At 59.1% G+C, this 25659-nt stretch carries 17 protein-coding genes and 2 CRISPR repeat arrays; of the genes, 7 read left to right on the forward strand and 10 right to left on the reverse strand.

Annotated features, from left to right (window positions below):
* Positions 1-85: 85 nt before the first annotated feature.
* From ACSSVV_RS06510 to ACSSVV_RS06520, 3 genes are read left to right on the forward strand one after another with little or no spacing between them, the layout of a single operon-like run.
* A complete protein-coding gene (locus ACSSVV_RS06510; protein WP_454105750.1) occupies positions 86-1699 on the forward strand; it encodes an FAD-binding dehydrogenase in 1614 nt (537 codons plus the stop codon).
* A gap of 4 nt (positions 1700-1703) precedes the next feature.
* On the forward strand, positions 1704-2891 hold the full coding sequence (locus ACSSVV_RS06515; protein WP_022991011.1) for an L-lactate dehydrogenase: 1188 nt from the start codon (positions 1704-1706) through the stop codon (positions 2889-2891).
* Positions 2888-4546, forward strand: a complete 1659-nt coding sequence (locus ACSSVV_RS06520) for an acetolactate synthase large subunit (RefSeq protein WP_022991010.1) — start codon at positions 2888-2890, stop codon at positions 4544-4546. Before ACSSVV_RS06515 ends, ACSSVV_RS06520 begins: the two co-directional genes overlap by 4 nt.
* Before the next feature lie 70 nt (positions 4547-4616).
* Here the strand turns inward: ACSSVV_RS06520 and ACSSVV_RS06525 are convergent, their stop codons facing one another.
* The 5 genes from ACSSVV_RS06525 to ACSSVV_RS06545 all read right to left on the reverse strand — a co-directional run bounded on the left by ACSSVV_RS06525 (position 4617) and on the right by ACSSVV_RS06545 (position 12988).
* Positions 4617-6311 (reverse strand): methyl-accepting chemotaxis protein, encoded by a 1695-nt coding sequence (locus ACSSVV_RS06525; RefSeq protein ID WP_022991009.1) that lies wholly within the window; start codon positions 6309-6311, stop codon positions 4617-4619.
* A gap of 148 nt (positions 6312-6459) precedes the next feature.
* The gene (locus ACSSVV_RS06530) at positions 6460-7812 is read right to left on the reverse strand and encodes a sigma-54-dependent transcriptional regulator (RefSeq protein WP_022991008.1); all 1353 of its coding nucleotides are present in this window, start codon (positions 7810-7812) and stop codon (positions 6460-6462) included.
* Complete coding sequence (locus ACSSVV_RS06535; protein ID WP_022991007.1) at positions 7809-9623, reverse strand: sensor histidine kinase; 1815 nt, start codon at positions 9621-9623, stop codon at positions 7809-7811. The genes ACSSVV_RS06530 and ACSSVV_RS06535 overlap by 4 nt, the downstream gene beginning before the upstream one ends.
* A gap of 107 nt (positions 9624-9730) precedes the next feature.
* Positions 9731-11926 (reverse strand): TRAP transporter permease, encoded by a 2196-nt coding sequence (locus tag ACSSVV_RS06540; RefSeq protein ID WP_454105751.1) that lies wholly within the window; start codon positions 11924-11926, stop codon positions 9731-9733.
* A gap of 84 nt (positions 11927-12010) precedes the next feature.
* Positions 12011-12988 carry a TAXI family TRAP transporter solute-binding subunit gene (locus ACSSVV_RS06545; RefSeq protein ID WP_022991005.1) on the reverse strand — a complete coding sequence of 326 codons (978 nt, stop codon included), beginning with the start codon at positions 12986-12988 and terminating at the stop codon, positions 12011-12013.
* A gap of 222 nt (positions 12989-13210) precedes the next feature.
* Here ACSSVV_RS06545 and ACSSVV_RS06550 point away from each other — a divergent pair, with 222 nt between their 5' ends.
* Positions 13211-14251, forward strand: coding sequence for a threonine aldolase family protein (locus ACSSVV_RS06550; protein ID WP_022991004.1), 1041 nt, complete (start codon positions 13211-13213; stop codon positions 14249-14251).
* Between the two features lie 143 nt (positions 14252-14394).
* Here the strand turns inward: ACSSVV_RS06550 and ACSSVV_RS06555 are convergent, their stop codons facing one another.
* Together ACSSVV_RS06555 and ACSSVV_RS06560 are read right to left on the reverse strand one after the other, a co-directional pair.
* Positions 14395-14985 carry a DUF2931 family protein gene (locus ACSSVV_RS06555; RefSeq protein ID WP_022991003.1) on the reverse strand — a complete coding sequence of 197 codons (591 nt, stop codon included), beginning with the start codon at positions 14983-14985 and terminating at the stop codon, positions 14395-14397.
* Entirely contained in the window at positions 14975-16726 is a 1752-nt protein-coding gene (locus tag ACSSVV_RS06560) for a type VI secretion system PAAR protein (RefSeq protein ID WP_022991002.1), read from the reverse strand. Before ACSSVV_RS06560 ends, ACSSVV_RS06555 begins: the two co-directional genes overlap by 11 nt.
* Positions 16727-17131: 405 nt before the next feature.
* Positions 17132-18025: direct repeats of the CRISPR family, unit length 32 nt; unit sequence GTTTCAATCCACGCGCCCGCGAGGGGCGCGAC.
* A 96-nt stretch (positions 18026-18121) separates the two neighbouring features.
* Between ACSSVV_RS06560 and tnpA the strand changes: the two genes are divergently transcribed.
* The 3 genes from tnpA to tnpC all read left to right on the forward strand — a co-directional run bounded on the left by tnpA (position 18122) and on the right by tnpC (position 20469).
* Positions 18122-18496 carry an IS66-like element accessory protein TnpA gene (gene tnpA / locus ACSSVV_RS06565; RefSeq protein WP_424012967.1) on the forward strand — a complete coding sequence of 125 codons (375 nt, stop codon included), beginning with the start codon at positions 18122-18124 and terminating at the stop codon, positions 18494-18496.
* Positions 18493-18828: an IS66 family insertion sequence element accessory protein TnpB gene (tnpB, locus tag ACSSVV_RS06570; RefSeq protein WP_022990718.1), complete on the forward strand. Its 336-nt coding sequence runs from the start codon at positions 18493-18495 to the stop codon at positions 18826-18828. The genes tnpA and tnpB overlap by 4 nt, the downstream gene beginning before the upstream one ends.
* A gap of 75 nt (positions 18829-18903) precedes the next feature.
* Positions 18904-20469, forward strand: a complete 1566-nt coding sequence (gene tnpC, locus ACSSVV_RS06575) for an IS66 family transposase (RefSeq protein ID WP_454105752.1) — start codon at positions 18904-18906, stop codon at positions 20467-20469.
* A 44-nt stretch (positions 20470-20513) separates the two neighbouring features.
* Positions 20514-23523: direct repeats of the CRISPR family, unit length 32 nt; unit sequence GTTTCAATCCACGCGCCCGCGAGGGGCGCGAC.
* Between the two features lie 178 nt (positions 23524-23701).
* Here the strand turns inward: tnpC and cas2 are convergent.
* From cas2 to cas4, 3 genes are read right to left on the reverse strand one after another with little or no spacing between them, the layout of a single operon-like run.
* Positions 23702-23995 carry a CRISPR-associated endonuclease Cas2 gene (gene cas2, locus ACSSVV_RS06580; protein WP_022991916.1) on the reverse strand — a complete coding sequence of 98 codons (294 nt, stop codon included), beginning with the start codon at positions 23993-23995 and terminating at the stop codon, positions 23702-23704.
* 12 nt (positions 23996-24007) lie between these two features.
* Positions 24008-25027, reverse strand: a complete 1020-nt coding sequence (cas1c, locus tag ACSSVV_RS06585) for a type I-C CRISPR-associated endonuclease Cas1c (RefSeq protein WP_022991917.1) — start codon at positions 25025-25027, stop codon at positions 24008-24010.
* Entirely contained in the window at positions 25024-25650 is a 627-nt protein-coding gene (cas4, locus tag ACSSVV_RS06590) for a CRISPR-associated protein Cas4 (RefSeq protein WP_022991918.1), read from the reverse strand. Before cas4 ends, cas1c begins: the two co-directional genes overlap by 4 nt.
* Positions 25651-25659: the final 9 nt, after the last annotated feature.

The raw sequence follows: 25659 nt of genomic DNA on the forward strand, positions 1-25659 counted from the left end.
ATGGCCTCTGAAGTCAATTCAGAACCGATCATAGCGTTATATGGTCTGTAACAACAAAACCAAGAATACAATCCGGAAACGCATCATGGTGAAACCTGTTAGCTCAGACCTTTTGATTGCCGGCGGCGGCCTGGCGGGCATTGTCACCGCCCTGGAAGCGCTGCGGGCTGGCAAGTCCGTAACCATTGTTGATCGTGACAGCCCCGAACGCTTCGGAGGTCTGGCGCTGTGGGCCTTTGGCGGCATGATGCTGATTGACACGCCGCTGCAGCGGCGCATGAGAATCGCCGATTCGCCGGAACTGGCGCTGAACGACTGGCTGCGTTTCGGCGAACTGGACCCAAACGATGAGTGGCCTGTGCAGTGGGCCCGCTACTACGTTGAGCATTCCCGCACCGAGGTACACGACTGGCTCGCCAACGAGGGCATTAAATTCATGCCGGCAGTGAACTGGGTGGAGCGAGGCCGTTTTGGCGATGGCAACAGCGTGCCCCGCTACCACATCACCTGGGGCACCTCCCGGGAACTGGTGCGCTGCATGGTCAATGCCCTGCACGAAGCCAGTACCGGTGGCAGACTGGCCATTCATCACCGGCACCGAATTACCGCACTCGACCATCAGGCCGGTGAGGTCTGTGGCGCCATTGCCATCAACGAAGAAACCGGCGAAGAGGTCCGGTTTGAGGCCGCCAATGTGGTGCTGGCCATGGGCGGCATCAACGGCAGCCACGCCGAATGCCGGGCCAACTGGCCCAGACATCGCCCGCAACCGGCCACCATGCTTAACGGTGCCCACCCGTTTGCCGATGGCAAACTGCATCACTGGGCCAAAGATCACCTGGGCGCGCGCATCACTCACGCCGGCGAAATGTGGAATTATGCAGCGGGCTTCCCCCACCCCTATCCGCATTTCCCGGGCCACGGCCTGTCTACGATACCGTGTAAATCCGCACTCTGGTTGAACCACCGGGGCGAACGTATCGGGCCGGAACCCCTGGTGACCGGCTTTGATACTCACTGGCTGTGCCAACGGGTAGCCGAGCAGGAAAAGCCCTGGACCTGGCACCTGCTGAACCGGCGCATCGCTCTGAAAGAATTTGCCATCTCCGGCGCTGAACACAACGCCCGCATCCGGGACAAACAATTCCCGCTGTTCCTGAAAGAACTGCTGCTGGGCAACAAACCGCTGGTGAATCAGATGCAGAACGAAAGCCGTCACTTCCTGGTGGATGACACCCTGGAAGGGCTGGCGAAGAAAATGAACGCCCTGACCTGCTCTCTGGACATTGACGCCGCCACCCTGCAGGCCACTGCCGATGCTTTCGATGCCAATTTCAGAAAGGGCGATCAACTGAACAACGATGCCCAAATACGCATGATACGCCACGCCCGCCAATGGGGCCCGGACCGGCTGCGCACCTGCAAACCGGCGCCTCTGCAGAAACCAGGCGCCGGGCCGTATATCGCCATTCACATGCAACTGACCACCCGCAAGAGCCTGGGCGGCCTACGCACCGACCTGCAAAGCCGGGTGCTGGATGCCAGCGGCCAGCCCATCCGAGGCCTTTACTGCGTGGGCGAAGCGGCCGGTTTTGGTGGTGGAGGAAGCAACGGCAAACGGTCACTGGAAGGCACCTTCCTGCCCGGTTGCATACTGACGGCCCGGGCGGCCGCCCGTTCCATCACCAACGGAGGCTGACACCATGCCGCTGAGTTATCCGGCCACCGCCGCCGATTACCAGATCCTCGCCCGCCGTAAACTGCCCCGTTTCCTGGCAGACTACCTGGACGGCGGTGCCACCGAAGAGCAAACCCTGCGGGCCAATGTCAGCGGCTGGAAGGATATCGCCCTGCGCCAACGTGTGTTGATTGATGTCGATAACGTGGACACCCGCACCGAGCTGGCCGGGCAATCCTGCAGCATGCCTGTCGCCCTGGCGCCTCTGGGGCTGGCCGGAATGATGGCACAACGGGGAGAAGCCCAGGCAGTAAAAGCCGCCAATGCGGCCGAGGTGCCTTTCACCCTCTCCACCGTTGGCATATGCCCGTTGGCAGAAGTGAAAGCAGCCGCCACGGCGCCGTTCTGGTTCCAGTTGTACATGATTCGCGACCGGGGCTACGTAGAAAACCTGCTGAAAAAAGCCTGGCATTCCGGTTGCCAGACGCTGATCTTTACCATCGACCTGCCCCTGCCCGGCCCCCGGCATCGGGACACCCGTAACGGCCTGAACAGCGCCGGCGCCCGTTCCGTTGCGCTCAAAGCGCAGCAACTGCTATCCAGGCCCGGGTGGCTATGGCAGGTAGCGATAAAAGGTAAACCCCTGACCTTTGGCAACCTGAGCGACGCGGTACCAGAGGCCAGTAACCTGGACTCCTTCAAGCGCTGGGTCGATACCCAGTTCGATGCCTCCGTCACCTGGCAGGCCATCGAATGGCTGCGGGAACGCTGGCCAGGGAAACTGATCCTGAAAGGCATACTGGAAGTGGATGATGCCAAAGCAGCCGTCAACGTAGGCGCCGATGGCATCGTGGTGTCCAACCACGGCGGTCGCCAGCTCGACGGTGTAGCCGCCACCGCCCGCAAACTCCCTGATATCGTTGCCGCCGTTGGTCAAGACACCGAGATCCTGGTGGATGGCGGCATCCGCAACGGCGTAGACGTTTTCCGCGCCCTTGCCCTGGGAGCCAACGGCGTGATGATTGGTCGCCCCTGGGCGTGGGCCCTGGCGGCAGAAGGTCAGGCTGGATTAACCCGACTCCTGAACACCTGGCAGCAGGAACTGAAACTGGCCATGACCCTGACCGGTGTCACCAGAATTGCCGATATCAACGAGACCCATCTCGACCGGACCAATACAAACGAATTGACCCAAGCTGGAGAACAACAATGACCAACGGCGCTCAGGCACTCATGAAAACCCTGGTGGATTCGGGTGTTGAAGTCTGTTTTACCAACCCGGGCACCAGCGAAATGCATTTCGTCGCCGCCCTGGACAGCGAACCCGGAATGCGGGCGGTACTGGCCCTGTTTGAAGGCGTCGCCACCGGTGCCGCCGACGGCTACGCCCGGATGGCGGACAAACCCGCTGCTACCCTGCTGCACCTGGGCTGTGGCCTGGGTAATGGCCTGGCCAATCTGCACAATGCACGCAAGGGTAAGGTACCGGTGGTCAACATTGTTGGCGACCATGCCACCTACCATGTGAAATACGACGCCCAGTTGCAGTCTGACATCGAAACGGTCGCTCGCAACATCTCCCCCAGTTTTGTGCGCACGTCACAAAGCACAGAAGCCCTTTGCCAGGATGCCGCCGAAGCCATCACCGCCGCCCGGGGCCTGCCAGGGCAGGTAGCCACTCTGATTCTGCCAGCGGATGTGTCCTGGGGCGAAGGCGGCAAGCCTTGTGCCGCACCCACTCAACCGCAAGCGCCTGCAGCTGAAGATAGCGCTGTTAAAGCGGCCGCAGAAGCCATTAAGAGCGGTAAGAAAACCGCCCTGCTGCTGGGTGGCCGCGCCTTGCGTGAGCCCGCTCTGCTGGAGGCGGCACGCATTGCCGCCCACAACGGTGTCACCCTGTTTGCCGAAACCTTCCCAACCCGCATTGAACGGGGCGCCGGCCTGCCGCCGGTGGAGCGGATCGCTTACCTGGCGGAACTGGCCACTCTGCAGCTCTCCGAGTTTGACCACCTGATTCTGGTGGATGCCAAGGCCCCGGTATCCTTCTTCGCCTATCCGGGCAAACAAAGCTACCTGGTGCCAGACAACTGCACGGCTCACACCCTGAGCACGCCGGAGCAGGATGCCACCGCCAGCCTGAAAAAGCTGGCCGATACTCTCGGTGCCAGCAATGCCCAACCCAAGCTGCAGGCGCCCGGCCGCCCCGGCCTGCCCAAAGGTAAACTCACCGCCGAAAAGGTTTGCCGGGCGGTGGGCGAACTGATGCCCGAGAACAGCATTATCGTGGATGAAGCCATCACCTCCGGCCTGATGCTGAACGCCATGACCGCAGGCTCGCCACGGCACGACCTGATCACCCTCACCGGCGGGGCCATCGGGCAAGGCATGCCCAACGCCATCGGCGCAGCCATCGCCTGTCCGGATCGCCAGGTTTACGCACTGATCGGTGACGGCACCGCCATGTATACCAACCAGGCCCTGTGGACCATGGCGAGGGAAAATCTGAACGTGACCACCATCATCTTCAACAACGCTTCCTACTCGATCCTGAACGTAGAACTGGAACGGGTTGGCGCAGAAGAAGCCGGTGCCAAGGCGAAATCCCAACTCGACATCAGTGGCCCGGTCACCAACTACGCGTTGCTGGCCCAGAGCATGGGCGTGCACGGCACCCGGGTAACCACGGCGGAAGAGCTGATCAAAGCCATGGAATACGCCAAACACAACCCCGGCCCGCACCTGATTGAAGCGGTGGTGCCGGAATCCTTGAATGGCGTAAAAAGAAAGGTTCTGCCCTGGCTGCTGAAGTCGCTGCCGAGCCTGCCAAGGCCGCTGACCAAAGCCCTGAAAAAGAAAATCGCGCCCTGATCCGGGCAAAAAAAGGCGCAGATCACTTTCGTGACTGCGCCTTTTCCTTCGACTAGATAGGTAACTCTGCTCAGACCCGGTAGCGGCTGACCTGGTCGGTCAACTCACCGGCCAGTGCCTTGAGGCGCTGGGTCGCTTCGCCGGCGCGACGGGTTCCCTGGGCAGTCTGTTCCGAGATTGCCACGATTTCGTGGACATTCTGGTTGATGGTTTCCGACACGCTGGTCTGCTCTTCCGCAGCACTGGCAATCTGGGTGTTCATATCGGTAATCGTGTTCACGGCCTGGGAAATACGCTGCAGCGCTTCGTTCACCTGGCGGGTTTCCTCCACGGTTTCCTCGCTGCGCTGGCTGATGGCGCCGATCAGCGTTACCGCCTGCTGGGCACCTTTCTGCAGCCGCTCGATGGTCGCCTGGATCTCCTGAGTGCTCTTCTGGGTCCTGCTTGCCAGCGTACGTACCTCGTCGGCAACCACGGCAAAGCCACGGCCGGCTTCTCCGGCGCGAGCCGCCTCGATGGCAGCATTCAGGGCCAACAGATTGGTCTGGTCGGCAATCTCCCGAATAACCTCCAGCACGCTGTCGATCTGGCGGGAGTCGGTGCCCAGTTTTTCTATGACCTGAACACCCTCTTCCACCTGTTTGGAGAGCCCGCCAATCACCTCGATGGCCTGGTAGACCAGCCCCTGGGCATCGGTTACCTGAGCGGTAGCGTGTCCAGCCGAATCCGACGCTTCACTGGCATTACCGGCCACTTCCTGGGCTGCGGCGGTCATCTCATTCATGGCGGTGGCTACCTGATCACTTTCCGATTTCTGGCGCTCAACGCCCTGCTCGGCTTCCACCATGACCTCGTTCAACTCGCCGGTGGTAACATTCAATGTCTCGGCCGACTGGCGGACCTGGCGGACCAGCCCATGCACCTGATCCGCAAAGCTGTTGAACGCCGTGGCCAACTGGGACAGCTCATCCCTGCCCGAGACGTCAAGCCGACGGGTAAGATCCCCGTCGCCACTGGCAATGCCATTCATCGCCGTCACCGCCGACTTCAACGGACTGATAATGCCGCGAACCACTACCAGGGCAAGGAAGACAATAATGGCCAGGGCGATCAGGGAGGTGGTCACCGAGCCAATGATCGCCTCACCCAGGGAATCGCCCACCCGCTGTTCCATGGAAGCAACCTGAGATTCCAGGCCGTCAATCCAGAATCCGGTGCCGATCATCACGCCCCATTTCGGCAGCATTTCGGCATAGCCTAACTTGGGGGCTACGTTACCGGTTTCCGGGTGTTTCCAGCCATAGGGTACATAGCCGCCTCCATTGCGCGCAGCCTGAATCAGTTCCCGGATCAGGTGGGTGCCGTTCGGGTCCTGAAAGCCCCAGAGGTTACGACCTTCCAGGGCGGGATTGACACCGTGCATCAGCGAAACACCTTCCGTGTTGTAGGCGAACAGGTAGCCCTCGCTGCCGGAGTCATCAAAACGCAATTGCCGCAAGATGTCCCAGGCCTGCTGCTGGACCTCAGGATCATTGGCCGAGCCTGGCTGCTCATATAGGTGCTGGATGGAAGTTTTCGCCAGTTCCAGATAGTTGCGCAGTTCCTGGCGCTTGCTGGCCTCCATGTCTTCCGAGAAGCTGGCAACCGCCTGTTCCCCGATCGAGCGGGCCTGATTCAGGTTGTAGGTGGTCAGCAATGCAGTCAGAACAATAACCGGCACCAGTGCCAGCAACAGCACCCTCGCCTGGATGGTCAGATTCTTCATGTGGTGTGTTTTCCGTGGTTGGAATGGCTGTCGGAGAAGTCCGCTAAAAAAAGATTAGCAATCCTACAGAAAAACACACGACAGATTTATCGAGGAAACCTCGTAGTTTGTAAAACCAGTGCAACCAGGGCGTTATCTTTTGTAACGGTCAGTCCTTGAACTCGGCTTTGTCCAGCCCGTGTTTCTTCATTTTGTCATACAGCGTCTTGCGGGCAATCCCGAGCTGAACCATGGTGTCCTTGATGCTACCGTGGCAGGCGTTCAGAGCACTGACAATAGCCGAGCGTTCAAAGCCATCCATCATTTCCGACAACGTCTGCCGGCTGGCAATGTTCGGTCCGCTGGCGGAATCCCCTTCGGCCAGGGCTGCCGGGCCCAGCAAGACATATCGCTCAGCCAGGTTACGCAGTTCCCGAACGTTGCCGGGCCAGGAATGCTGCATCAGCCGGGCAGCCTGACGTGCGTCCAAAGGCACACTCTCGCGGTCATAGCGAGCGGCAGCAATCAGGACAAAGTGATGGAACAGTTTGGGGATGTCTTCCTTTCGCTCCCGCAATGGCGGAATATCCACCTTCACCACGTTCAGGCGGTAGTACAGATCGGAACGGAAGTCGCCCTTGTCACTCAGTTCCTTCAGATCGGACTTGGTGGCGGCGATAATTCGCACGTCCACATCCACCACCTGGTTACTGCCCAGACGTTCGACCCGTTGCTCCTCCAGAACCCGCAGCAGCTTTACCTGCAACGGCATGGGCATGCTTTCCAGCTCATCCAGGAACAGGGTACCCCGGTGTGCATGCTCAATCTTGCCGATACGGCGCTTGTCGGCACCGGTAAACGCCCCGGCCTCATGGCCAAACAGTTCACTCTCAATCAGGTGCTCCGGCACCGCACCGCAGTTGATGGCCACGAAATTGTGGCCGCTGCGGGGACTGTTCTCATGAATATAGCGAGCCAGGGCATCCTTACCGGAGCCGGTCTCGCCATGGAGCAGAATATTGGCCGAGATATCCAGTACCGGGTCGATGGTAGCCATCACCTTTTGCATGGCGGGGGAGTCCCCCAGCATGCGTGGGCCAGGCCGTGCCAGGTGCTTCAGTTGGGCTTTCAGCCGGCGGTTTTCCAAAGCCAGGTGGCGCTTTTCCAGAGCGTGGCGCAGCAGTTCAATCAGCTCCTCGTGATCAAATGGCTTTTCAATAAAGTCATAGGCCCCTTGCTGCATGGCCGACACGGCGGTACTGATGTCGCCCTGGCCGGTCAACAGGATCACCGGAATATCCTCATCCAGCGCCCGGATATTCTGCAACAGCTCCAGGCCATCCATACCCGGCATGTTGTAATCGCACAGAACGATGCCCTCGAACTCGGGATGAATCTGTTTCAAGGCCGACGCACCATCGGCAAAGCAGGCCACCGGAATATCTTCCAGCGCCAGGGTCTGCTCCATCAGTGGCCGGATATCCGGGTCGTCATCCACGAAAATGACCGAAGCTGTTGTCATTCCTCTGCCCTACGCTGTTTCAGTTTCAGAACAAATTCTGCACCCGGGCCGTCGTTACGGTTGTGGCCGACCAGACTGCCACCAAGCGCCTCAACTATCTGGCGCGAGATGGATAGCCCAAGGCCCAGGCCCTGTTTGACCGAGCGGGTGGTAAAAAACGGCTCAAACACCTGCTCGGTGTTGCCAGGAAGACCGTGACCGTTATCCCGCACCCGGCAACGCCAGTGATCACCGTCATCATCAATCATAATATCGATAGCCGGATCGTCACGGCCTTCCAGCGCCTGGACCGCATTCGCCATCAGGTTGACCATCACCTGCTCAATACGGATCAGATCGCCATGGCACATGACCGGCTGATCGGGCCGGTGCCAGCGCATCTCGATGCCGGTGCTGCTGTTCTGGGCACGGATAATCTTCAGAGCCGCATCAACCGCCAGCCTGAGATCGACTATCGACGGCGGCCCCTCAGACTTGCGGGCGAAAACCTTGAACTGCCGGATCAGCTCCGCCATTTTGTCGCACAGGCCAACGATTTCCGCCAGATTCGCATCCACCATGTCGGTGGCGCCCCGCTCCAGAAACTTCCGGCTATTGCGGGCATAGCCCTGAATCGCCGTCAGGGGCTGATTAATCTCGTGGTTCAGCCCCGCAGACATCTGCCCCAGCACCGCCAGCTTGGCTGCCTGAATCAGTTCCTGCTGGGTTTCGCGCAATTCGGTCTGGGCGCGTTCTCGCTCCTGGATCTCCCCCAGCAGCTGATCGTTGGAGCGTTTCAGGTCCGCAGTACGCTGTGCCACGCGACGCTCCAGCTGTTCACCCCGCAAGGCCAGCTCACGCTCTCGCCGGTAGCGCTCCCGCAGGTAAAGCCAGGTCAGGAAACCGGCCAGGAACAGCGCGAGGCCTGCGGCCACAAACCCGGCGCGAACCCAGAGGACCGATCGGGTTTCCGTCAGTACCAGCAGGCTCCAGTCCAGACGGGGCAGACCGATTTGTACGGTCAGATAGGTGCCAACCCTGTCGTTGTCCCGCAACTGGATTCGGGCGGATTCTTCAGCCAGCCCCCAGGGCCTGCCGGAAATCGAGAAATCGACAGGCCGCAGATCCCGCTCCGGGTACCGCTGGTGAATCCGGTTGGCTTTTTCGGCATCGTTTCCGGGTCGGAAATCCCGATAAAGCCACTGGCTGCGACTGGAGAGGAAACTGATACCGTCGCCATCCAGCACCACCATTTCAGCCTGCTGGGACGATTCAGGCCGGTGCCACTGGGATTCCAGCTCGTGCACCAGCACCTTGATGGCCACCACCCCCAGCATGTTCCCCCGCTGATCACGCACCGGATGGGTGAAGTAAAGGCCTCGTTCCAGGGAGCGGGAGCCCAGCGCAAAGTAGGCAACAGATTCCCCGGTGCGGACGGCCTGATAAAAGTAGGGTCGGAAGGCGTAGTTGTTGCCAACGAAGGTGTCCGGCTGACCAAAATTGTTGGCGGCAATGGTCATGCCGGAGAGATCCATCAGATAGATGTCGGAGCCACCAACAATGGTCGCCATCCGCTGCATCTGCTCATTGGCCCTGAGCAGGGTCACGGCATCGTCCGGTTGCTCGAGCGCACCAGCCAACAGGGGGTGTTCGGCAATCAGGGCCGGTACCGGCAGGTAACGGTTCAGCTCGTTGGCCACCAGTTGCCGGTACCGGAAGGCCTCCTGCAAGGCCTCCTGCTCCAGTTGCCGGTAACCGTACCAACCGCCCAGAAGCCAGGACAGCAGCATGATGACAACCAGAATGACAACGACGCTGAGGCGCTGGAGCATGGAGTTCAGTTCCGAAACAGCAAAGAGGGGCCTCGGCCAAGCCTAGCGCCCCCGGCCCGGCAGGACAACCCGCTCAGCAGCGGGCTGCCCTCAGGGCACTGGCCAGATCAGGCCGTGGCGAGAGCCGGCGCACGTTTGCGCTGGATGAGCATGGCGATCACCGCCAATGCGATACCTGCCAGGTCCGTCCACAAACCGCCCTCGATGGTGAGCAGGGCTGCCGCCACCAGCAGCAGCCGTACCAGAACCGGGGCAGACGACCGTGCGAACCAACCCAGCACACCGGCAGACAGCAGGTACACGCCAAAGGTAGCGGTAATCAGCGCCCGGGCGATCTCGAACCATCCACCTTCCATCAACAGGGCACTGTTGTAGAAGAACATGAAGGGCACGATGAACGCTGCAATGCCGATACGGAACGACGCGACCGATGTCGACATGGCGTTGGCACCGGAAATACCCGCTGCCGCATAGGAGGCCAGGGCCACGGGCGGTGTGATGGCCGAGACCACCGCAAAGTAGAACACAAAGAAGTGCGCGGTCAGCGGTTCAATCCCCAGCTGCACCAGGCCCGGCGCCACGACCGAAGCCGCAACCGCATAAGCCGCGGTGGTCGGCATGCCCATACCCAGCAGAATGGAAATGAACATGGCAAACACCAGTGCCAGCAGATGGCTATGGGCCGCCACATCCAGCAACAGCACCGAGAACCGGGCGCCAACGCCAGTGAGTGAGATCACACCCACAATCACGCCGGCTGCCGCACAGACCACGATGATCTGAATCGACATGTAGGCCGCTATCTCAAACGCATGCAGAATCTGCCGCAGGCCCATCTTGTTGGGCGAAATCCAGCTGACCACCGCCGCGGAAATCGTGGCAAGGGTACCGGCGCGAATCACCGAGTAGCCCTGGAACAGCGCCACAATCAGAATAATGATGGGCACAAACAGGTATACCTGGCGCAGCATCAGGCGCAGATTGGGCAGTTCGTCTTCGCGCATGCCGCGCATACCCAGCTTCTTGGCCTCGAAATCGACCATGAAGTAGACCGAGGCGAAGTACAGAATCGCCGGAATGATCGCTGCAATGGCAATCTCGGTATAGGGAATACCGGTGATTTCCGCCATGATGAAGGCACCCGCACCCATGATCGGCGGCATGATCTGCCCACCCGTGGACGCTGCTGCCTCAACCGCGCCGGCGGATTCCTTGCTGTAGCCAACCCGCTTCATCAGGGGGATGGTCAGGGAACCGGTGGACACCACGTTCCCGGCACTGGTGCCGTTGATCATGCCCATCAGGCCAGAGGCGAAAATGGAGACTTTGGCGGGACCACCCCGGGACCGGCCAGCCGCTGCAAAGGCGAAATTCACAAAGTAGTCACCTACCTTCGACGCCTGCAAAAACGCGGCAAAGATAATGAACAGGATAATGTAGGTCGAAGACACCGCCGTGGTCGGCCCGAGGATACCGGCATCGGTATACACCTGGCTGAAGAAGCGCTGCACCGACAGCCCGGGATACCCCAGAAAGCCCGGAAGGTAGGGGCCGGCGAAGACGTAGGCCAGAAACACCAGCGCAATCACCACCAGAGCCATACCGGCTACCCGGCGGGTAAGCTCCATAATCAGCGCGGTACCGGCCACAGCGGCAAAAGAAATACCCACGGGGGCGAACGCGGTGCCGGTGGTCATCCGCATGGAGGTGTTGAACACCACCAGCAGGTAGGCAGCAACCGCCACAGAGCAGATGATGAGAACCAGATCCGGCACGCTGAACCGGGCACGATCGCGCTGGTGGAACCAGCTCATGACAATACCCACACCGGAAGCCGCCAGCAGCGGCCAGCCAAAGTGCCAGGTTTCCAGCTCGGCGGGAATCCGCAGGGTACCACCCAGAATCATCTGGTGAAAGGCGTAAGTCTGGTACAGCGCATAGAGCGCTGGAATCAGTGCGACTGCTGCAAACCAGGTGGTCCAGCGATGCCGCGCAGCACCTTCTTCACTGGAAACGAAGCGGGCACCGGCAAACAGGATAAAGCCCAACACCAGGGCACCGGCCACGTGCACAATACGGAACGACCAGGTTTCCATGGGCGACACGTTCAGGGTGTAGAGGTGAAACGCCGAATAGGCAATGGCCAGCAACACCACGAACTTCAGCAAAATACCGGTGTACAGGCGACGGTTCGCCTCTACCGGTTCTTCATCCACATTGTGGGCCAATACATGGTCTTCATTGACCGTCAGGTTTTCTGCCAGCTGCGTTTCGCCGCCGGCATGGGATTGTTCTTTGGTCATGATAAGTCCTGCCTGTCTGAGAGGCGGTGAATCGGTATCGACCGGATGCCGAAGGGTCGTCAGGCGACCCTTCGGCCTGGTTCATTACTGCTTGATGGCCGCGTCTTCGATGGGATAGCCGTTCTCGTTGAACCAGCGTGCTGCACCCGGATGCCAGGGCAGTACCTTATTCTTGGTGTAGTTCTCGGGAACGGAGTGGCGCGCTGCCTTGTGGATCGACACCATCTTGTCGTTGTTCTCCATGGTCAGCTTGGTGATTTCATACACAAAGCTTTCCGGCATGTCGCAGTTCACCATGGCGAAGTTCCACATGGAGACCACTCGGGATGGAGCGTCCAGGGACTGGTAGGTGCTGGCCGGAATGACGAACTCCGACACCGGGAAGTTATCGACGATCTTCTTGGCTTCATCATCGTTCATGCCGATCACGTTAACGTCGGTCTGGACTTCCAGCTGGCTGACCGCCGGAATGGGAATACCGGCCGCAAAGGCCACCACATCAATCAGACCATCCTGAAGCTGGCCACCGAGGTCTGACCAGCTGCCGTTACGACGCTCGAACTTGACGCCCAGCGTTTCCATCATGCGCGGGAAGTAGGTATCCGAGGTGGAGCCGGCCGGCCCGAAACCAATGGTGGCACCGTCCGGAATCTCGGAGATGCTGGTAATACCAGAGCTGGACAGCGTGGCGATGGAGAACGGGGTTTCATACATCGGGAACATGGCACACACGTTGTCCATCTTCATGCCCGGGGCCAGCGGGCTCTCGCCTTCCATGGACTCACGGGCCGGGCCCATGGTGGTCAGGCCAAACTTCAGATCCCCGGTGTGAACCAGCGCCATGTTCTGAACCGGGCCGCCAGTGATTTCAGCACCACCAGACACTCCCAGATTCTCCGCCACGAAATTTGCCCAGCCGGAGCCATAGGCAAAGTAGGTGCCGCCCTGGCTTGCCGTGCCAACGGTAAAGCTCTCGGGCCAGCCGGCACGATCCTGGGCAATCACAGGGCCAGCAACAACGGAGGAGGCGATCGCAGCCGCCAGAATGGTTTGAAGTTTCATAAGAAATGCTCCCGATTCATCTTGTTGGTTGGGTGCTGATGAGGCCTGCCCGGCCTCGCTGGGGGAGCTATCAGCAAGGGCCAGGCCAGTTAGTAAAAATACTTACAAAACAATTAATTGATTTCTTATTAGACAAATAGACGAAGAACATTGGGTGGCTAACCACCCACAGCAAAGCTAATAATGGGTGGATATTCACCCATGATATTTTCGGGAGAACCAATGTCAGACTCGGAGCAATTCGCCAGCGATAATTACAGTGGTATCTGCCCCCAGGCCTGGAACGCCATGGAACAGGCCAACCAGAAGGACGAACCTGCCTACGGCGAAGACAGCTGGACAACCAAAGCGGCAGACCAACTACGCGAAGTATTTGGTACCGATTGCGACGTTTACTTCGTATTCAATGGCACAGCCGCAAACTCGCTCGCTCTGGCGTCCATCGGGCAGTCCTTCCACAGTGTCATCTGCCACGAACTGGCCCACATCGAGACCGATGAATGCGGCGGCCCGGAATACGCCTCCAACGGGGCAAAGCTGTTGCTGGGTACCGGTGCCAACGGCAAGCTGACCCCGGAAAGCGTGGAACACCTTGTCACCAAACGCAGCGATATTCACTATCCCAAACCCAAGGCCCTGAGCATCACCCAGGCAACGAAAGTGGGTACCCTTTATTCCCCAGAAGAACTCCGTGCGCTGCGCGCAGTGGCCGACCGCCATAGCCTGAACATTCATATGGATGGCGCACGCTTTGCCAACGCGGTAGCAGCGCTGGACGTGCACCCTTCTGAAATCACCTGGAAAGCGGGTGTCGACGTGCTCTGTTTCTCCGGCACCAAGAATGGCCTGGCCCTGGGTGAAACGGTCATTTTCTTCAACCGTAAACTGGCCGAAGACTTTGAATGGCGCTGTAAACAGGCGGGGCAACTCGCCTCAAAGATGCGCTATATCTCAGCCCCCTGGTGCGGACTGCTCACGGACGATACCTGGCTAAAAAATGCCAGGCACGCCAATGCCTGTGCCGAACGACTGGAGCATGGACTGCGGGGTATTGAAGGCGTATCCCTGCGTTACCCCAGGCAGGCGAATGGTGTGTTTGTGGATTTACCGGAAACTACCCAGGCTGCGCTAAGGGCGAAAGGGTGGAAGTTCTACAACTTTATTGGCGGCTGTTCCCGGCTGATGTGCTCCTGGTCGACCTCGGAGGAGCAGGTAGATCGGTTTTTGCGGGATGTTCGGGAGTTTGCGGGGGTACCTGGGTAGAAGCGACAAATCGCATACTACGTGGATTGTTTGGCAAAGGGCAGCCTGTTCTCCATCCAAACTTACTCATTGGGACCGATGGGTGGCCCCTGCATTGGTTTTGTCGCGCACTAGCTAACCCTATGGTGCTGCCAATGGAATGGCTACCACGGCGACGGCATACTTCCCTCATCAATCAACTCCTGAGTTTGCAATCGGTAACCGCTTGGGTCCCCTTCGACCTCTTCGGCTTGGACGTTTTCGATCAGCGGCGTGTAGAAATCGTGGCTGCGATCGTAATTGCAGGTGGAGCAAAAAGCCTTCCACCAGGCAAGCGCTTCTCCCTTACCTGAAAACCCAACAATCAGAGTATGGCTATAGTCATCAAGCGGATAGTCCCGATACCATTTGCGCAGTTTGTCATCAAGATCCTCTGGCAGCGAAAGGATAACTTCATAGAATGTCTGGGTCCGGTAGGAGAACCAGCGGGCATGCACGGTGCTGGGGGCAGGTTTAGGGCTTATCCCCACGATAGCCCCTCCTGGGGGAATGTGGTCAAAGCCACCTCCCGATGTGCCGCCACGAGCAATCCATGAATCATCAAACTTTATGCTCTCAATCCAAACAGGCCACCCTTTTGGCCCTCCAGCCACGGACACGGCAAAGTCGTACCTGCGAGGTTCCGAGGAGCAAGCCGTTACCAAGACCAGCAATAGAAATGAAAAGGCTACCCTTGCCGTGATGTTATTGCGCATGAGCAACTCCTTTGCTGAGCGGGGTTATGGCCTTAGTTGGCCGGTTGAAAAACACTGTTCGATTACCAGAGGGGTCCGGCTCCAGACCAAGCCGGTAGATGCTGTCAGAGGTGTGGATATATCCACCCAGGTAATCTCTTGACGCATCAAGTAATCCCCCACTTGTATGCCAACTGCTCAGCGCGGCCTGCAAGTCTTGAGGGATTTGGAAGTCTTTGTTGTTGGTATTCATCTGCCTGCGTGGCACGTCGCTCTGCAACGCGAATTCGTACATCCGATGCAGGTTATAGATAGCCAATTCCTTACGGGTACGCCTTCGCTCCTGCACGTGGATGTCTCCATTTGGCTGGGGCACCGCTACCACCGTCCGGCCTGGGCGCGCGTACTTCGCCTCAAGATGTGGAATCGCTGTGCGCTGAGTATGGCCGCCGTCCGCAAGCCCCGAGTGGATACCCAGAACGATCTTCTCAATATTCTCGAAGCCCTTGTCCGGATTTTCATAACCGCCGCCCACATCGGAATGGGCACCCGGTACAGCTATTTCCATAAAGTGTGAGGGCCCATTACCGTTGGCATCCATAATACTGCTCAATGGGAAATTCTTGCGGATCTCGTGATGGGCTGTAAGGTGCACCACCCGTTCGGCACTGCTGGGCGAAAGGTTCAGGTTAAAGTCCAGGTTGGCGTTGTCTCCAGGTAGGTAAAAACTACCCACCGTATCGAACAGGCCAACAAAATTCACCCGGACCTTCACACCAGGCGGGAATGCAGGTACGGGTGTGACGCTAACCATTGGGGAAAACAAAGAGGCACCTTTAAACTGGGGCAGCAGGACCGCTTCACGTTGTTCATTAATCAGATTGACAAAATGCCGGGCCAGAGCCGCGCCACGGCTGAAGCCGAATACATCGAAGACCACTTCGTCGTAATCCCCAGCATGGATTTCATCTCGCATCCGTCTAATCGCAAACTCTATCCTGTCATGTCCACCCTCGGGCCCAATGCCCAAACCCAAACCCATGAGGTCCTCCGAGGCCTCAAAGCCATTCGGAGTGTGCTGGCCGTCAATGGTGCCAGGTCCATTAACGTAGATTCTTCGATATTTGCTGCCAAGGCCATCGTCACGGTACAGGTCATACAACTTCGCCACATTCGTCACATCGCGGTTCGCCAGGATCTGGTCATTGCCTCGATGGTTGCCAGTGCCATCAAAAAACACCCCCAGGCGGAGGGTTTTGCCAGACTCATCAATATCCTTGGTGGCCTGAGAAGGGGTTGCGGCTGAGCCACCTCTTCCACCTGCATGGCTGGAGGTGCGACTGCGTAGCTGCGCCCCGGAAGAGGCCTGCATGCCGTTTGTGTGTGTTTCTGCTGTACTGGATTCTGAGCTCAAAGGCGCAGAGTGAGCATTTGCCCCCGAAACACCAGAAAATGGCAATGGCGCATGGGTATCGCCAACCACCACACTACTGCTGCCAATGGTGACTCCACCACAGGAAATCGCACCACCGGTTGTGGCAACGGGTAACCCGTTAATGAAAACCGTGCTTGAACCGGAAGCGATAGTACGCGGATGAGGGGAATGCTTGGGTTTGGAGTGCAGGGCAAGTTGGTCACCTACCCGCGCGACGGGCTTGCCGTCGATGAGTACATCCGGAGAACCATTGATTACCGGGGTGGGCGGAAAACCCTCATGATCGGTACCGAGATCCCCCAACAGCACAACTTTCTTGCCGCTCATGGCTTTGCTCCTTGCTTCTTCCTTGATGCCCGAAAATCCTCGGGGTTCCTTGACGGGCAATCCTGCCCTCATGCCAACTTCAATAAGACCACATGCGCTCCTTATTGCTGTGGAGCAAAGTGTATCAGCACCACTCTCCCATAAGGAAACATCTACTATGTAATCGAATACTAGTCACAATAGTACGTGAAGGAGTTGTTTAGAATACAGCACCGGGCAATACCCAAGTACCTAACAACATATTGAAAGTGGAGACCTGAACGGAGAAGTGGCATGTTCCATTTTGGAACGTGCCACCCAATAGGACTCAGTCGAAACTGAACCCCACCTGTAGCTGCGTCGATCATCAAGTTACCGATCGTAATTGATTACAGCATCCAGAGCAGTCGCCATGGTTATTTCTGAGACTCAATCCACGCGCCCGCGAGGGGCGCGACGTGTCGATCTGTTGCGACCCTTGCCCTACGCCTCCGTTTCAATCCACGCGCCCGCGAGGGGCGCGACCCCCACAGCTTTTCAAGCCGGGCCGCCCATGCCTGTTTCAATCCACGCGCCCGCGAGGGGCGCGACCAGCAACCCCACCCTGACAGACCAGGACCTGCGGGTTTCAATCCACGCGCCCGCGAGGGGCGCGACACTGACGCTGAGACAGGCCGGCCATGAGGATTTGGTTTCAATCCACGCGCCCGCGAGGGGCGCGACGCCATCCTCCCAGCCATCCTGAGCGGCGATAGGCGGGTTTCAATCCACGCGCCCGCGAGGGGCGCGACTCTATCGTGGCCGGGACGCAGATCACCACGGCGAGTTTCAATCCACGCGCCCGCGAGGGGCGCGACTTCATCGGACAGGTCGTAGTTGCCGGTCTGTTCTCGTTTCAATCCACGCGCCCGCGAGGGGCGCGACCGCAGATTCAGGCCATCCGTAACGCGTCGTTCGGTTTCAATCCACGCGCCCGCGAGGGGCGCGACGCGCCAGGGGAAGGCATGGACCCCGCGGATGCGGTGTTTCAATCCACGCGCCCGCGAGGGGCGCGACAGGCGAAACTCAAAACGCGCAACCAATGGCGCAAGGTTTCAATCCACGCGCCCGCGAGGGGCGCGACTGGCCGAGGCAAGGGCAAAAAACGAAAGCCCTGGGTTTCAATCCACGCGCCCGCGAGGGGCGCGACGAAGTCGCTCACTTTTCACCTCCCGGCCCGGGCAGTTTCAATCCACGCGCCCGCGAGGGGCGCGACGGCTCCGGTGGAGTTGTGGGTAAACACTCATAAGTTTCAATCCACGCGCCCGCGAGGGGCGCGACCAGCTCGTCCAGCCGTAACCGTCCGGTAAACCCATCTTGAGCCAGGCGCTGCGGCCGTCAGGATAGTGTCCACTTATTTTTAAGTGGACACTTAACATGACCAACATAAGCGTAACCAAGCCCTACCAAAAACGTCGTCGTTACTCCAAAGAGCTGAAGGCTCGTATCGTCGCCGAATGTCTGAAGCCCGGGGCGTCTGTTTCCCGGATTTCGCTGGATAACGGCCTCAACGCCAACATGGTCCGGCGCTGGATGAGCGAAGCGCGAAGGGCGGCTAAAACTCCGGAAGCACCTGAATTCGTTCCGGTCCGTCTGCCAGCCGTAGCGCCTGTGCCGGACACCCTGTCAGTCTCGAATCAATGTAGCACCATCCGCATCAAGATTCCCCGCGCCGGTGGTGCGGTTGTGGTGGAGTGGCCTGCGGAGCAAGCTCATCAGTGTGCGGCTTTGCTTCGGGATCTGTTGGGATGATCCGCATTGATGAGATCTGGCTGGCCACCGAACCGCTGGATATGCGGGCCGGACCCGACAAGGCCCTGGCGCGGGTTATTCAGGTATTCGGTTCGGCTAAACCCCATTGCGCCTACCTGTTCGCCAACAAGCGAGGCAATCGGATGAAGGTGCTGATCCATGATGGCCTGGGCATCTGGTTGTGCGCCCGCCGGCTGAACCGGGGCAAATTCCACTGGGGCGAAACCTGGCGTGGTGACCAACTGCGCCTGACCGAGGAACAGTTGTCTGCCTTGGTTCAGGGCCTGCCCTGGCAGCGCATTGGCGCGGAGGGCGTCATCTGCATCCTGTAATCACAAGTGCTGTGATGCCGCTATAGCCAGAACCGCGAATCGCCTGCCGAACAGAGACTTGGCATACTAGGCGGCATGACTCAGCGCCCCGATATCAACCAACTCTCAGCCGATCAGCTCCGCGCTCTGGCGACGGAACTGATGGACTCTCTGGACGCCAAGGATCAAGCCTTGGGCCGGAAGGAGCGGGAGTTGGTGCGCCGCAATGCCATCATCGAGAAGCTGACCCACGAAGTCGCCATCCTCAAACGTCACAAGTTCGCCCGCCGCAGTGAGCAACTCGATGCCGTTCAGGGCAAGCTCCTGGACGAGCTGATCGACAGCGACCTGGCCGCCATCGAAGCCGAGCTGGACCAGGCGATGACTGAGGAGCAGAAGGCCGCTCGACCCAAGCAGAAGCCTAAGCGCACCCCGCTGCCACCGGAGCTGCCCCGTACCCTGATCCACCACGAACCGGACAATACCCGGTGCCAGTGTGGCTGCCAGCTCAAGCGTATTGGCGAAGACATCAGCGAGAAGCTGGATTACGTCCCGGGCGAGTTCACGGTGGAGCGCCACATCCGGGGCAAGTGGGCCTGCGAGCAGTGCGAGACCTTGATCCAGGCACCGGTACCACCGCAGGTGATCGACAAGGGCATCCCCACCGCCGGCCTGCTGGCTCAGGTGTTGGTGGCCAAGTACGCGGACCACCTGCCACTGTACCGTCAGGAACGCATCTTCGGCCGTGCCGGCCTGGAAATACCCCGTTCAACACTCGCCGAATGGGTCGGTGCCTGCGGTGTGCAGTTGCAGCCCCTAGCAGATGCGTTGAGAAACGCCTTGCTGGAACACAACGTTCTGCACGCCGATGAAACGCCGGTCAGCATGTTGGCTCCGGGTAAGAAGAAAGCCCACAAGGCCTACGTCTGGGCTTACTGCACCACACCGTTCTCGGACCTGAAAGCCACCGTTTACGACTTCGCCCCAAGCCGGGCGGGTGAACACGCCCGTACCTTCCTGGGTGACTGGCAGGGCAAATTGGTCTGTGACGACTACGCCGGCTACAAGGCCGGGTTCGGTAACGGGATCACCGAAATCGGCTGTATGGCCCACGCCCGACGCAAGTTCTACGACCTGCAAGAGGCCAACAAGAGCGAACTGGCGGCCAAGGCCCTGGAATACATCGGCGGACTCTACGAGATCGAACGGGAAACCAAAGACCTGCCGCCGGATAAGCGTCGGGACATCCGACAAGCCAGAGCTAAACCACTGGCTGAGGCACTGCATCAATGGATGCTGGAGCATCGCCAGAAAGTGCCGGATGGTTCCGGCACGGCCAAAGCACTGGATTACAGTCTCAAACGTTGGGAAGCGCTGACGCGCTACCTGGACGATGGCGGGGTGCCCATCGACAACAACTGGGTGGAAAACCAGATCCGGCCCTGGGCACTGGGCCGCAGCAACTGGTTGTTCGCGGGATCACTACGCAGTGGCCAACGGGCGGCTGCGGTGATGACCCTGATCCAGTCCGCCAAGCTGAACGGGCATGATCCCTATGCCTATCTGAAGGATGTGCTGACCCGCTTGCCGACGCAGAAGAACAAAGCCATCGACGAGCTGTTGCCCCACAACTGGACGCCGGCTACACCTGACAAGGTGTGATGGGCGGACGCTTACGTCCAGCCGGCTGCTAATGACGCCAGACAGTTTCAATCCACGCGCCCGCGAGGGGCGCGACGCCAGTGGAAAGCATGGCAAAACGCCAGAGATAGGTTTCAATCCACGCGCCCGCGAGGGGCGCGACCGCCCGAAGGTGCATATTGACCTGGGCCAACACGTTTCAATCCACGCGCCCGCGAGGGGCGCGACTTTTCGCCCCCTCCGTTTTCCCGAGCATCTTTTTTGTTTCAATCCACGCGCCCGCGAGGGGCGCGACCTGGCGAACTGTGCGCCCTGGCCAGAGAGGATGTTGTTTCAATCCACGCGCCCGCGAGGGGCGCGACCTGGCCAGTCTGTTCGGCCTGCATGGCGGCTTGCTGTTTCAATCCACGCGCCCGCGAGGGGCGCGACTTGGCTTGCAGATCCTCGAAATACTCCTGCAGCCGTTTCAATCCACGCGCCCGCGAGGGGCGCGACCCCTCAATCACGCAATAAGGCTCACCAGTTTTAAGTTTCAATCCACGCGCCCGCGAGGGGCGCGACATAAACGCCCCACGCCGCCGCCAGAATTGCGGCAGGTTTCAATCCACGCGCCCGCGAGGGGCGCGACATGTGGGTCTGGCGACTGGTGGGCGACAGGGCCGTTTCAATCCACGCGCCCGCGAGGGGCGCGACCGTTGGCGGCGATCTCCCGGCGGGGGATCTCGTCGTTTCAATCCACGCGCCCGCGAGGGGCGCGACGCCATGTATGCGGAGGTTTCCCCTCCAGAAAATGTTTCAATCCACGCGCCCGCGAGGGGCGCGACGCTTGGCAACCTCTACGTCAATTACCTTATCCAGGTTTCAATCCACGCGCCCGCGAGGGGCGCGACGAGCGATCCTGTTCGCCCTCGACTGCGAAACCCCGTTTCAATCCACGCGCCCGCGAGGGGCGCGACATAACCCATGGCCTCGCGGATCTCGTCAGCCGTGTTTCAATCCACGCGCCCGCGAGGGGCGCGACTTCCGTCTGCGACCCTGCCCGATGACGTGACAATGTTTCAATCCACGCGCCCGCGAGGGGCGCGACTTGTCGAAAAATTCGCCGTTCGTCCGCCCCTCAATGTTTCAATCCACGCGCCCGCGAGGGGCGCGACCTGCTGGACGAAGAGACCGCTAAGGCTCTGGACGTGTTTCAATCCACGCGCCCGCGAGGGGCGCGACCGTCCAACGCAGACAGCCGCTCACCGGTCGGGTCGTTTCAATCCACGCGCCCGCGAGGGGCGCGACACTACCGCGCCCTCGGTATCGGCGCTGACAATGTGTTTCAATCCACGCGCCCGCGAGGGGCGCGACTCAGGTCGCACTGCTCTTTGCTCTGGATGGGCGGGTTTCAATCCACGCGCCCGCGAGGGGCGCGACCCCATGATATTAGATTTATCCCAATTCCGGCTTGGGTTTCAATCCACGCGCCCGCGAGGGGCGCGACAACCTTGGCATGAGCCCTACGCTGTCCAAGTTCAGGTTTCAATCCACGCGCCCGCGAGGGGCGCGACGGCATCGAGGGTCATGATTGGCTGGCCGGTTCTTCGTTTCAATCCACGCGCCCGCGAGGGGCGCGACTTCATGCGGCCTTTGCCTCCTGATCGATGCGCTTGTTTCAATCCACGCGCCCGCGAGGGGCGCGACTTGACCAGGTGCGCCGCGCCGCCCGTGCCGACATGTTTCAATCCACGCGCCCGCGAGGGGCGCGACCAATGACGGATCTGTTCAAGACTTGGCAGAAAATGTTTCAATCCACGCGCCCGCGAGGGGCGCGACTGGTGTCTGATTGGCTGGCGGAAAGGCTGGAAAGTTTCAATCCACGCGCCCGCGAGGGGCGCGACAGGATATGGAAACCTTAACATTACTTAACCCGTGGTTTCAATCCACGCGCCCGCGAGGGGCGCGACCAATGGTGACCTATCCGGTAACACCAACGAAGAAGTTTCAATCCACGCGCCCGCGAGGGGCGCGACGCTATTCCCTCGAATCGACCAGAAGAAGTTGGAAGTTTCAATCCACGCGCCCGCGAGGGGCGCGACGTTACGGTCCAACGAACTGAACCAGCTTATCTGGTTTCAATCCACGCGCCCGCGAGGGGCGCGACACACAGAAGCACCGACAGGCGCAACCCTGAACGGTTTCAATCCACGCGCCCGCGAGGGGCGCGACTGAGTGCGTGCAAGGGCTTGACTTTGGTTACACGTTTCAATCCACGCGCCCGCGAGGGGCGCGACCATTGCCGTAGGTATCCCGCTGGCCCGCAAGCTGTTTCAATCCACGCGCCCGCGAGGGGCGCGACTGCCACCAACCTAAAAACGTCTCTAGCGGGAAATCCGTTTCAATCCACGCGCCCGCGAGGGGCGCGACGAACGGCATTAAAGAGATTATCCGTAATCCCGAGTTTCAATCCACGCGCCCGCGAGGGGCGCGACCCAGCTTAGCCTCGCACATCGTCACGCACAACCTGTTTCAATCCACGCGCCCGCGAGGGGCGCGACTGTCGAATGAGCTACGAAGTACAGTTGAGCGAAAAGTTTCAATCCACGCGCCCGCGAGGGGCGCGACGGCAAAGCGCAAGAAGTCGCATACCCGCTTAGTGTTTCAATCCACGCGCCCGCGAGGGGCGCGACACTGGCATCACCACTATTTCAATTGGGCAGCCGAGTTTCAATCCACGCGCCCGCGAGGGGCGCGACGGCGGGTCGCTCATCTCCGCTGTCTGCATTCCGTCAGTTTCAATCCACGCGCCCGCGAGGGGCGCGACGCAGCCTGAGACTTATTACCAAAATTGCTACCCTGTTTCAATCCACGCGCCCGCGAGGGGCGCGACAGAGCGCTCGCTGTTTTCGTTTACAAGGTCTTTTGTTTCAATCCACGCGCCCGCGAGGGGCGCGACCCCGATGTAGATATGCCGCCGCTGTATAACTTGGCGGTTTCAATCCACGCGCCCGCGAGGGGCGCGACGCTGGAGACAGTTGTTGGTAACGCCAGCGAAGGCATTGTTTCAATCCACGCGCCCGCGAGGGGCGCGACTGCTCTATCCTAACCGACTGAATCCAAAGCGGCCACTCCTCGGATTCCGCTAATATGGGCACGCATTATAATTTTCTTGCTGTTCATTAGATGCGCAAATACAAAAAGGCCAGGTGCCACACAGGCCCTGGCCTTTCGCTAACGTACCGGCTTTTTAATGAGCACTACCGGTTAGCGCTTATAAAATCATCGCATCCCGGAAAATATCCGGCGCTGGCTTCACTCCATGATGTTCAATTCGATTCTTCCAGTTTTTACCGAGTTTGTAGAATCTCAGGCTATCCTTCTCTTCATCATAAAGACCCAGTAATTCGTCCCTGAAAAAGGTCCACTGAGCCGGATCAACCTCGCATTCGAACACCGAATACTGAACACGCACCCCGTAATCAAGACACGCTTTTGCCACTCGCCTCAAACGCCCAGGACCCTCGGGATCTTCCATCGAAATGTCGTAAGTAACCAGTACCATCATGGCAGAACTCTCCTATCGGACGACACAAGGCGGGTATCTTTCCAGATCATTTCTGAGGTGGCGGGCAAGCAGCATCGCCTGAATATGCGGAATGATTCCTATCGGCACCTTTTCTTTTAGGAAGGGATGCATAACTTCCTGCTGCTTGCGTTCCTGATAACTCACCAGAAGCTTTTTCCTTGCATCGTCTGACATTCTGACCGCTCCGGAGGACTCTGTGACAAAATCCGTTGCTCTCAGCTGTTTCCGGTTTATCAAGCTCAGTACGAGCCTGTCCGCCAGCCATGGCCGAAATTCCTCAAGCAGGTCCTGTGCAAGACTGTCACGACCTGGCCGATCGGCATGCAAATAACCTACTTGCGGATCCAGGCCCACTCCGTTAAGTGCAGCACTGATATCCTGGCCAAGAATCGAGTAGACAAATGACAACAACGCATTAACCGGGTCACGTGGCGGCCTTCGATTTCTGCCTGAGAAAGCAAATTCTTCACGGGCACTCTTGTTAATCAATTCCTCAAATACAGCAAAATATTGTGCAGCAGCGTCCCCTTCAATGCCTCTCAGGGAGTCGAGATTATCGACATACTTTGCCAACCGGATTGAAGCGGCAAGATGCTTCACGGCCCTGCCCAGAGATGCTGTTTCCCCATGATTGCGCTGTTGCCTGAGCAGTACATTCCGGCAACCAACCAACTTTGCAGCGACTACGGAACGGGCAATTTCGAGACTCGTTGATTGATCAGCATTGTACTGAGCCCGCCTGAGGAGCACATTGCCTGATTTCTTTCCCTGTAGACGCCCATAAAAGCGACCATACTCCGTAAAAAAAGCCAGATTAACGCCTTTCTCCCCGCAAAACCCCATCAAGGCCGGAGAGACCAGCACGTTACCAAAACAAAACAAACCGGAGACCGAGTGAATGGGCACCTGCATGAGTTTCTTGCGCTCATGCTCTATAACAACGGTCTCACGCTCCTTGTGCACATAAGCACCTTGCCGGGTGACATAAAGACTGTTCTGAAGCTTTTTCACGATCGATCCACCTCATCGAACAGCTCGTCCACGTATCGAGTGCTTCGGTCATTACCAAGTAGTTTTGGGTTGCACAGATCGTATAGCGAGCACGAGTCACACTTCTTCTCATAAACTGCTTTAGGGGTTTGTCCGCTGCGGAGCAAATTGCGTACTTCAGTAATGACAGCCCGCGTCTCTTCCCTAAGGTCTTCTGTAAATGCCACCTCATCCCGGTGGCGAGTTTGCCAATACCATAGCGCGCCTGAAAGCACAGGTTCGCCCTTCATCTCCTCGAGGCAAAGCCCCTGGGCACACAGCTGAATCCGATCCCAGCTATCCCGCTTGGGTTTGCCTCTTTTATACTCGACCGGTTTCATTGTCCCGGTTGAATGCTCGATCTCCACCAGGTCCAGCTTGCCGGTGATCCCGAGCGACTCAGCGCTGACCAACACACCCCGCTCATAGCGAATACCCTTGCGGGTTTCCGGCTCACCCCGATCCACACGCTGGTGCAAAACCTGCCCTTGTGCCGTCAGCCAGTTCTCTGCCCACACCTGTTCGTTGTGTATCAAAGCACACTGACGGGGACAAAAGGCATAGTGCTGCAACGCGGAAAGCGGAACCAGCTTTTCATCCTGCATAACCAGGCG

It is taken from the genome of Marinobacter sp. MBR-105 (assembly GCF_053628895.1).

Coding starts and splice junctions, on each gene's coding strand:
- ACSSVV_RS06510 (WP_454105750.1), top strand. CDS start 86: ATGGTGAAACCTGTTAGCTCAGACCTTTTGATTGCCGGCGGCGGCCTG.
- ACSSVV_RS06515 (WP_022991011.1), top strand. CDS start 1,704: ATGCCGCTGAGTTATCCGGCCACCGCCGCCGATTACCAGATCCTCGCC.
- ACSSVV_RS06520 (WP_022991010.1), top strand. CDS start 2,888: ATGACCAACGGCGCTCAGGCACTCATGAAAACCCTGGTGGATTCGGGT.
- ACSSVV_RS06525 (WP_022991009.1), bottom strand. CDS start 6,311: ATGAAGAATCTGACCATCCAGGCGAGGGTGCTGTTGCTGGCACTGGTG.
- ACSSVV_RS06530 (WP_022991008.1), bottom strand. CDS start 7,812: ATGACAACAGCTTCGGTCATTTTCGTGGATGACGACCCGGATATCCGG.
- ACSSVV_RS06535 (WP_022991007.1), bottom strand. CDS start 9,623: ATGCTCCAGCGCCTCAGCGTCGTTGTCATTCTGGTTGTCATCATGCTG.
- ACSSVV_RS06540 (WP_454105751.1), bottom strand. CDS start 11,926: ATGACCAAAGAACAATCCCATGCCGGCGGCGAAACGCAGCTGGCAGAA.
- ACSSVV_RS06545 (WP_022991005.1), bottom strand. CDS start 12,988: ATGAAACTTCAAACCATTCTGGCGGCTGCGATCGCCTCCTCCGTTGTT.
- ACSSVV_RS06550 (WP_022991004.1), top strand. CDS start 13,211: ATGTCAGACTCGGAGCAATTCGCCAGCGATAATTACAGTGGTATCTGC.
- ACSSVV_RS06555 (WP_022991003.1), bottom strand. CDS start 14,985: ATGCGCAATAACATCACGGCAAGGGTAGCCTTTTCATTTCTATTGCTG.
- ACSSVV_RS06560 (WP_022991002.1), bottom strand. CDS start 16,726: ATGAGCGGCAAGAAAGTTGTGCTGTTGGGGGATCTCGGTACCGATCAT.
- tnpA (WP_424012967.1), top strand. CDS start 18,122: ATGACCAACATAAGCGTAACCAAGCCCTACCAAAAACGTCGTCGTTAC.
- tnpB (WP_022990718.1), top strand. CDS start 18,493: ATGATCCGCATTGATGAGATCTGGCTGGCCACCGAACCGCTGGATATG.
- tnpC (WP_454105752.1), top strand. CDS start 18,904: ATGACTCAGCGCCCCGATATCAACCAACTCTCAGCCGATCAGCTCCGC.
- cas2 (WP_022991916.1), bottom strand. CDS start 23,995: ATGATGGTACTGGTTACTTACGACATTTCGATGGAAGATCCCGAGGGT.
- cas4 (WP_022991918.1), bottom strand. CDS start 25,650: ATGCAGGATGAAAAGCTGGTTCCGCTTTCCGCGTTGCAGCACTATGCC.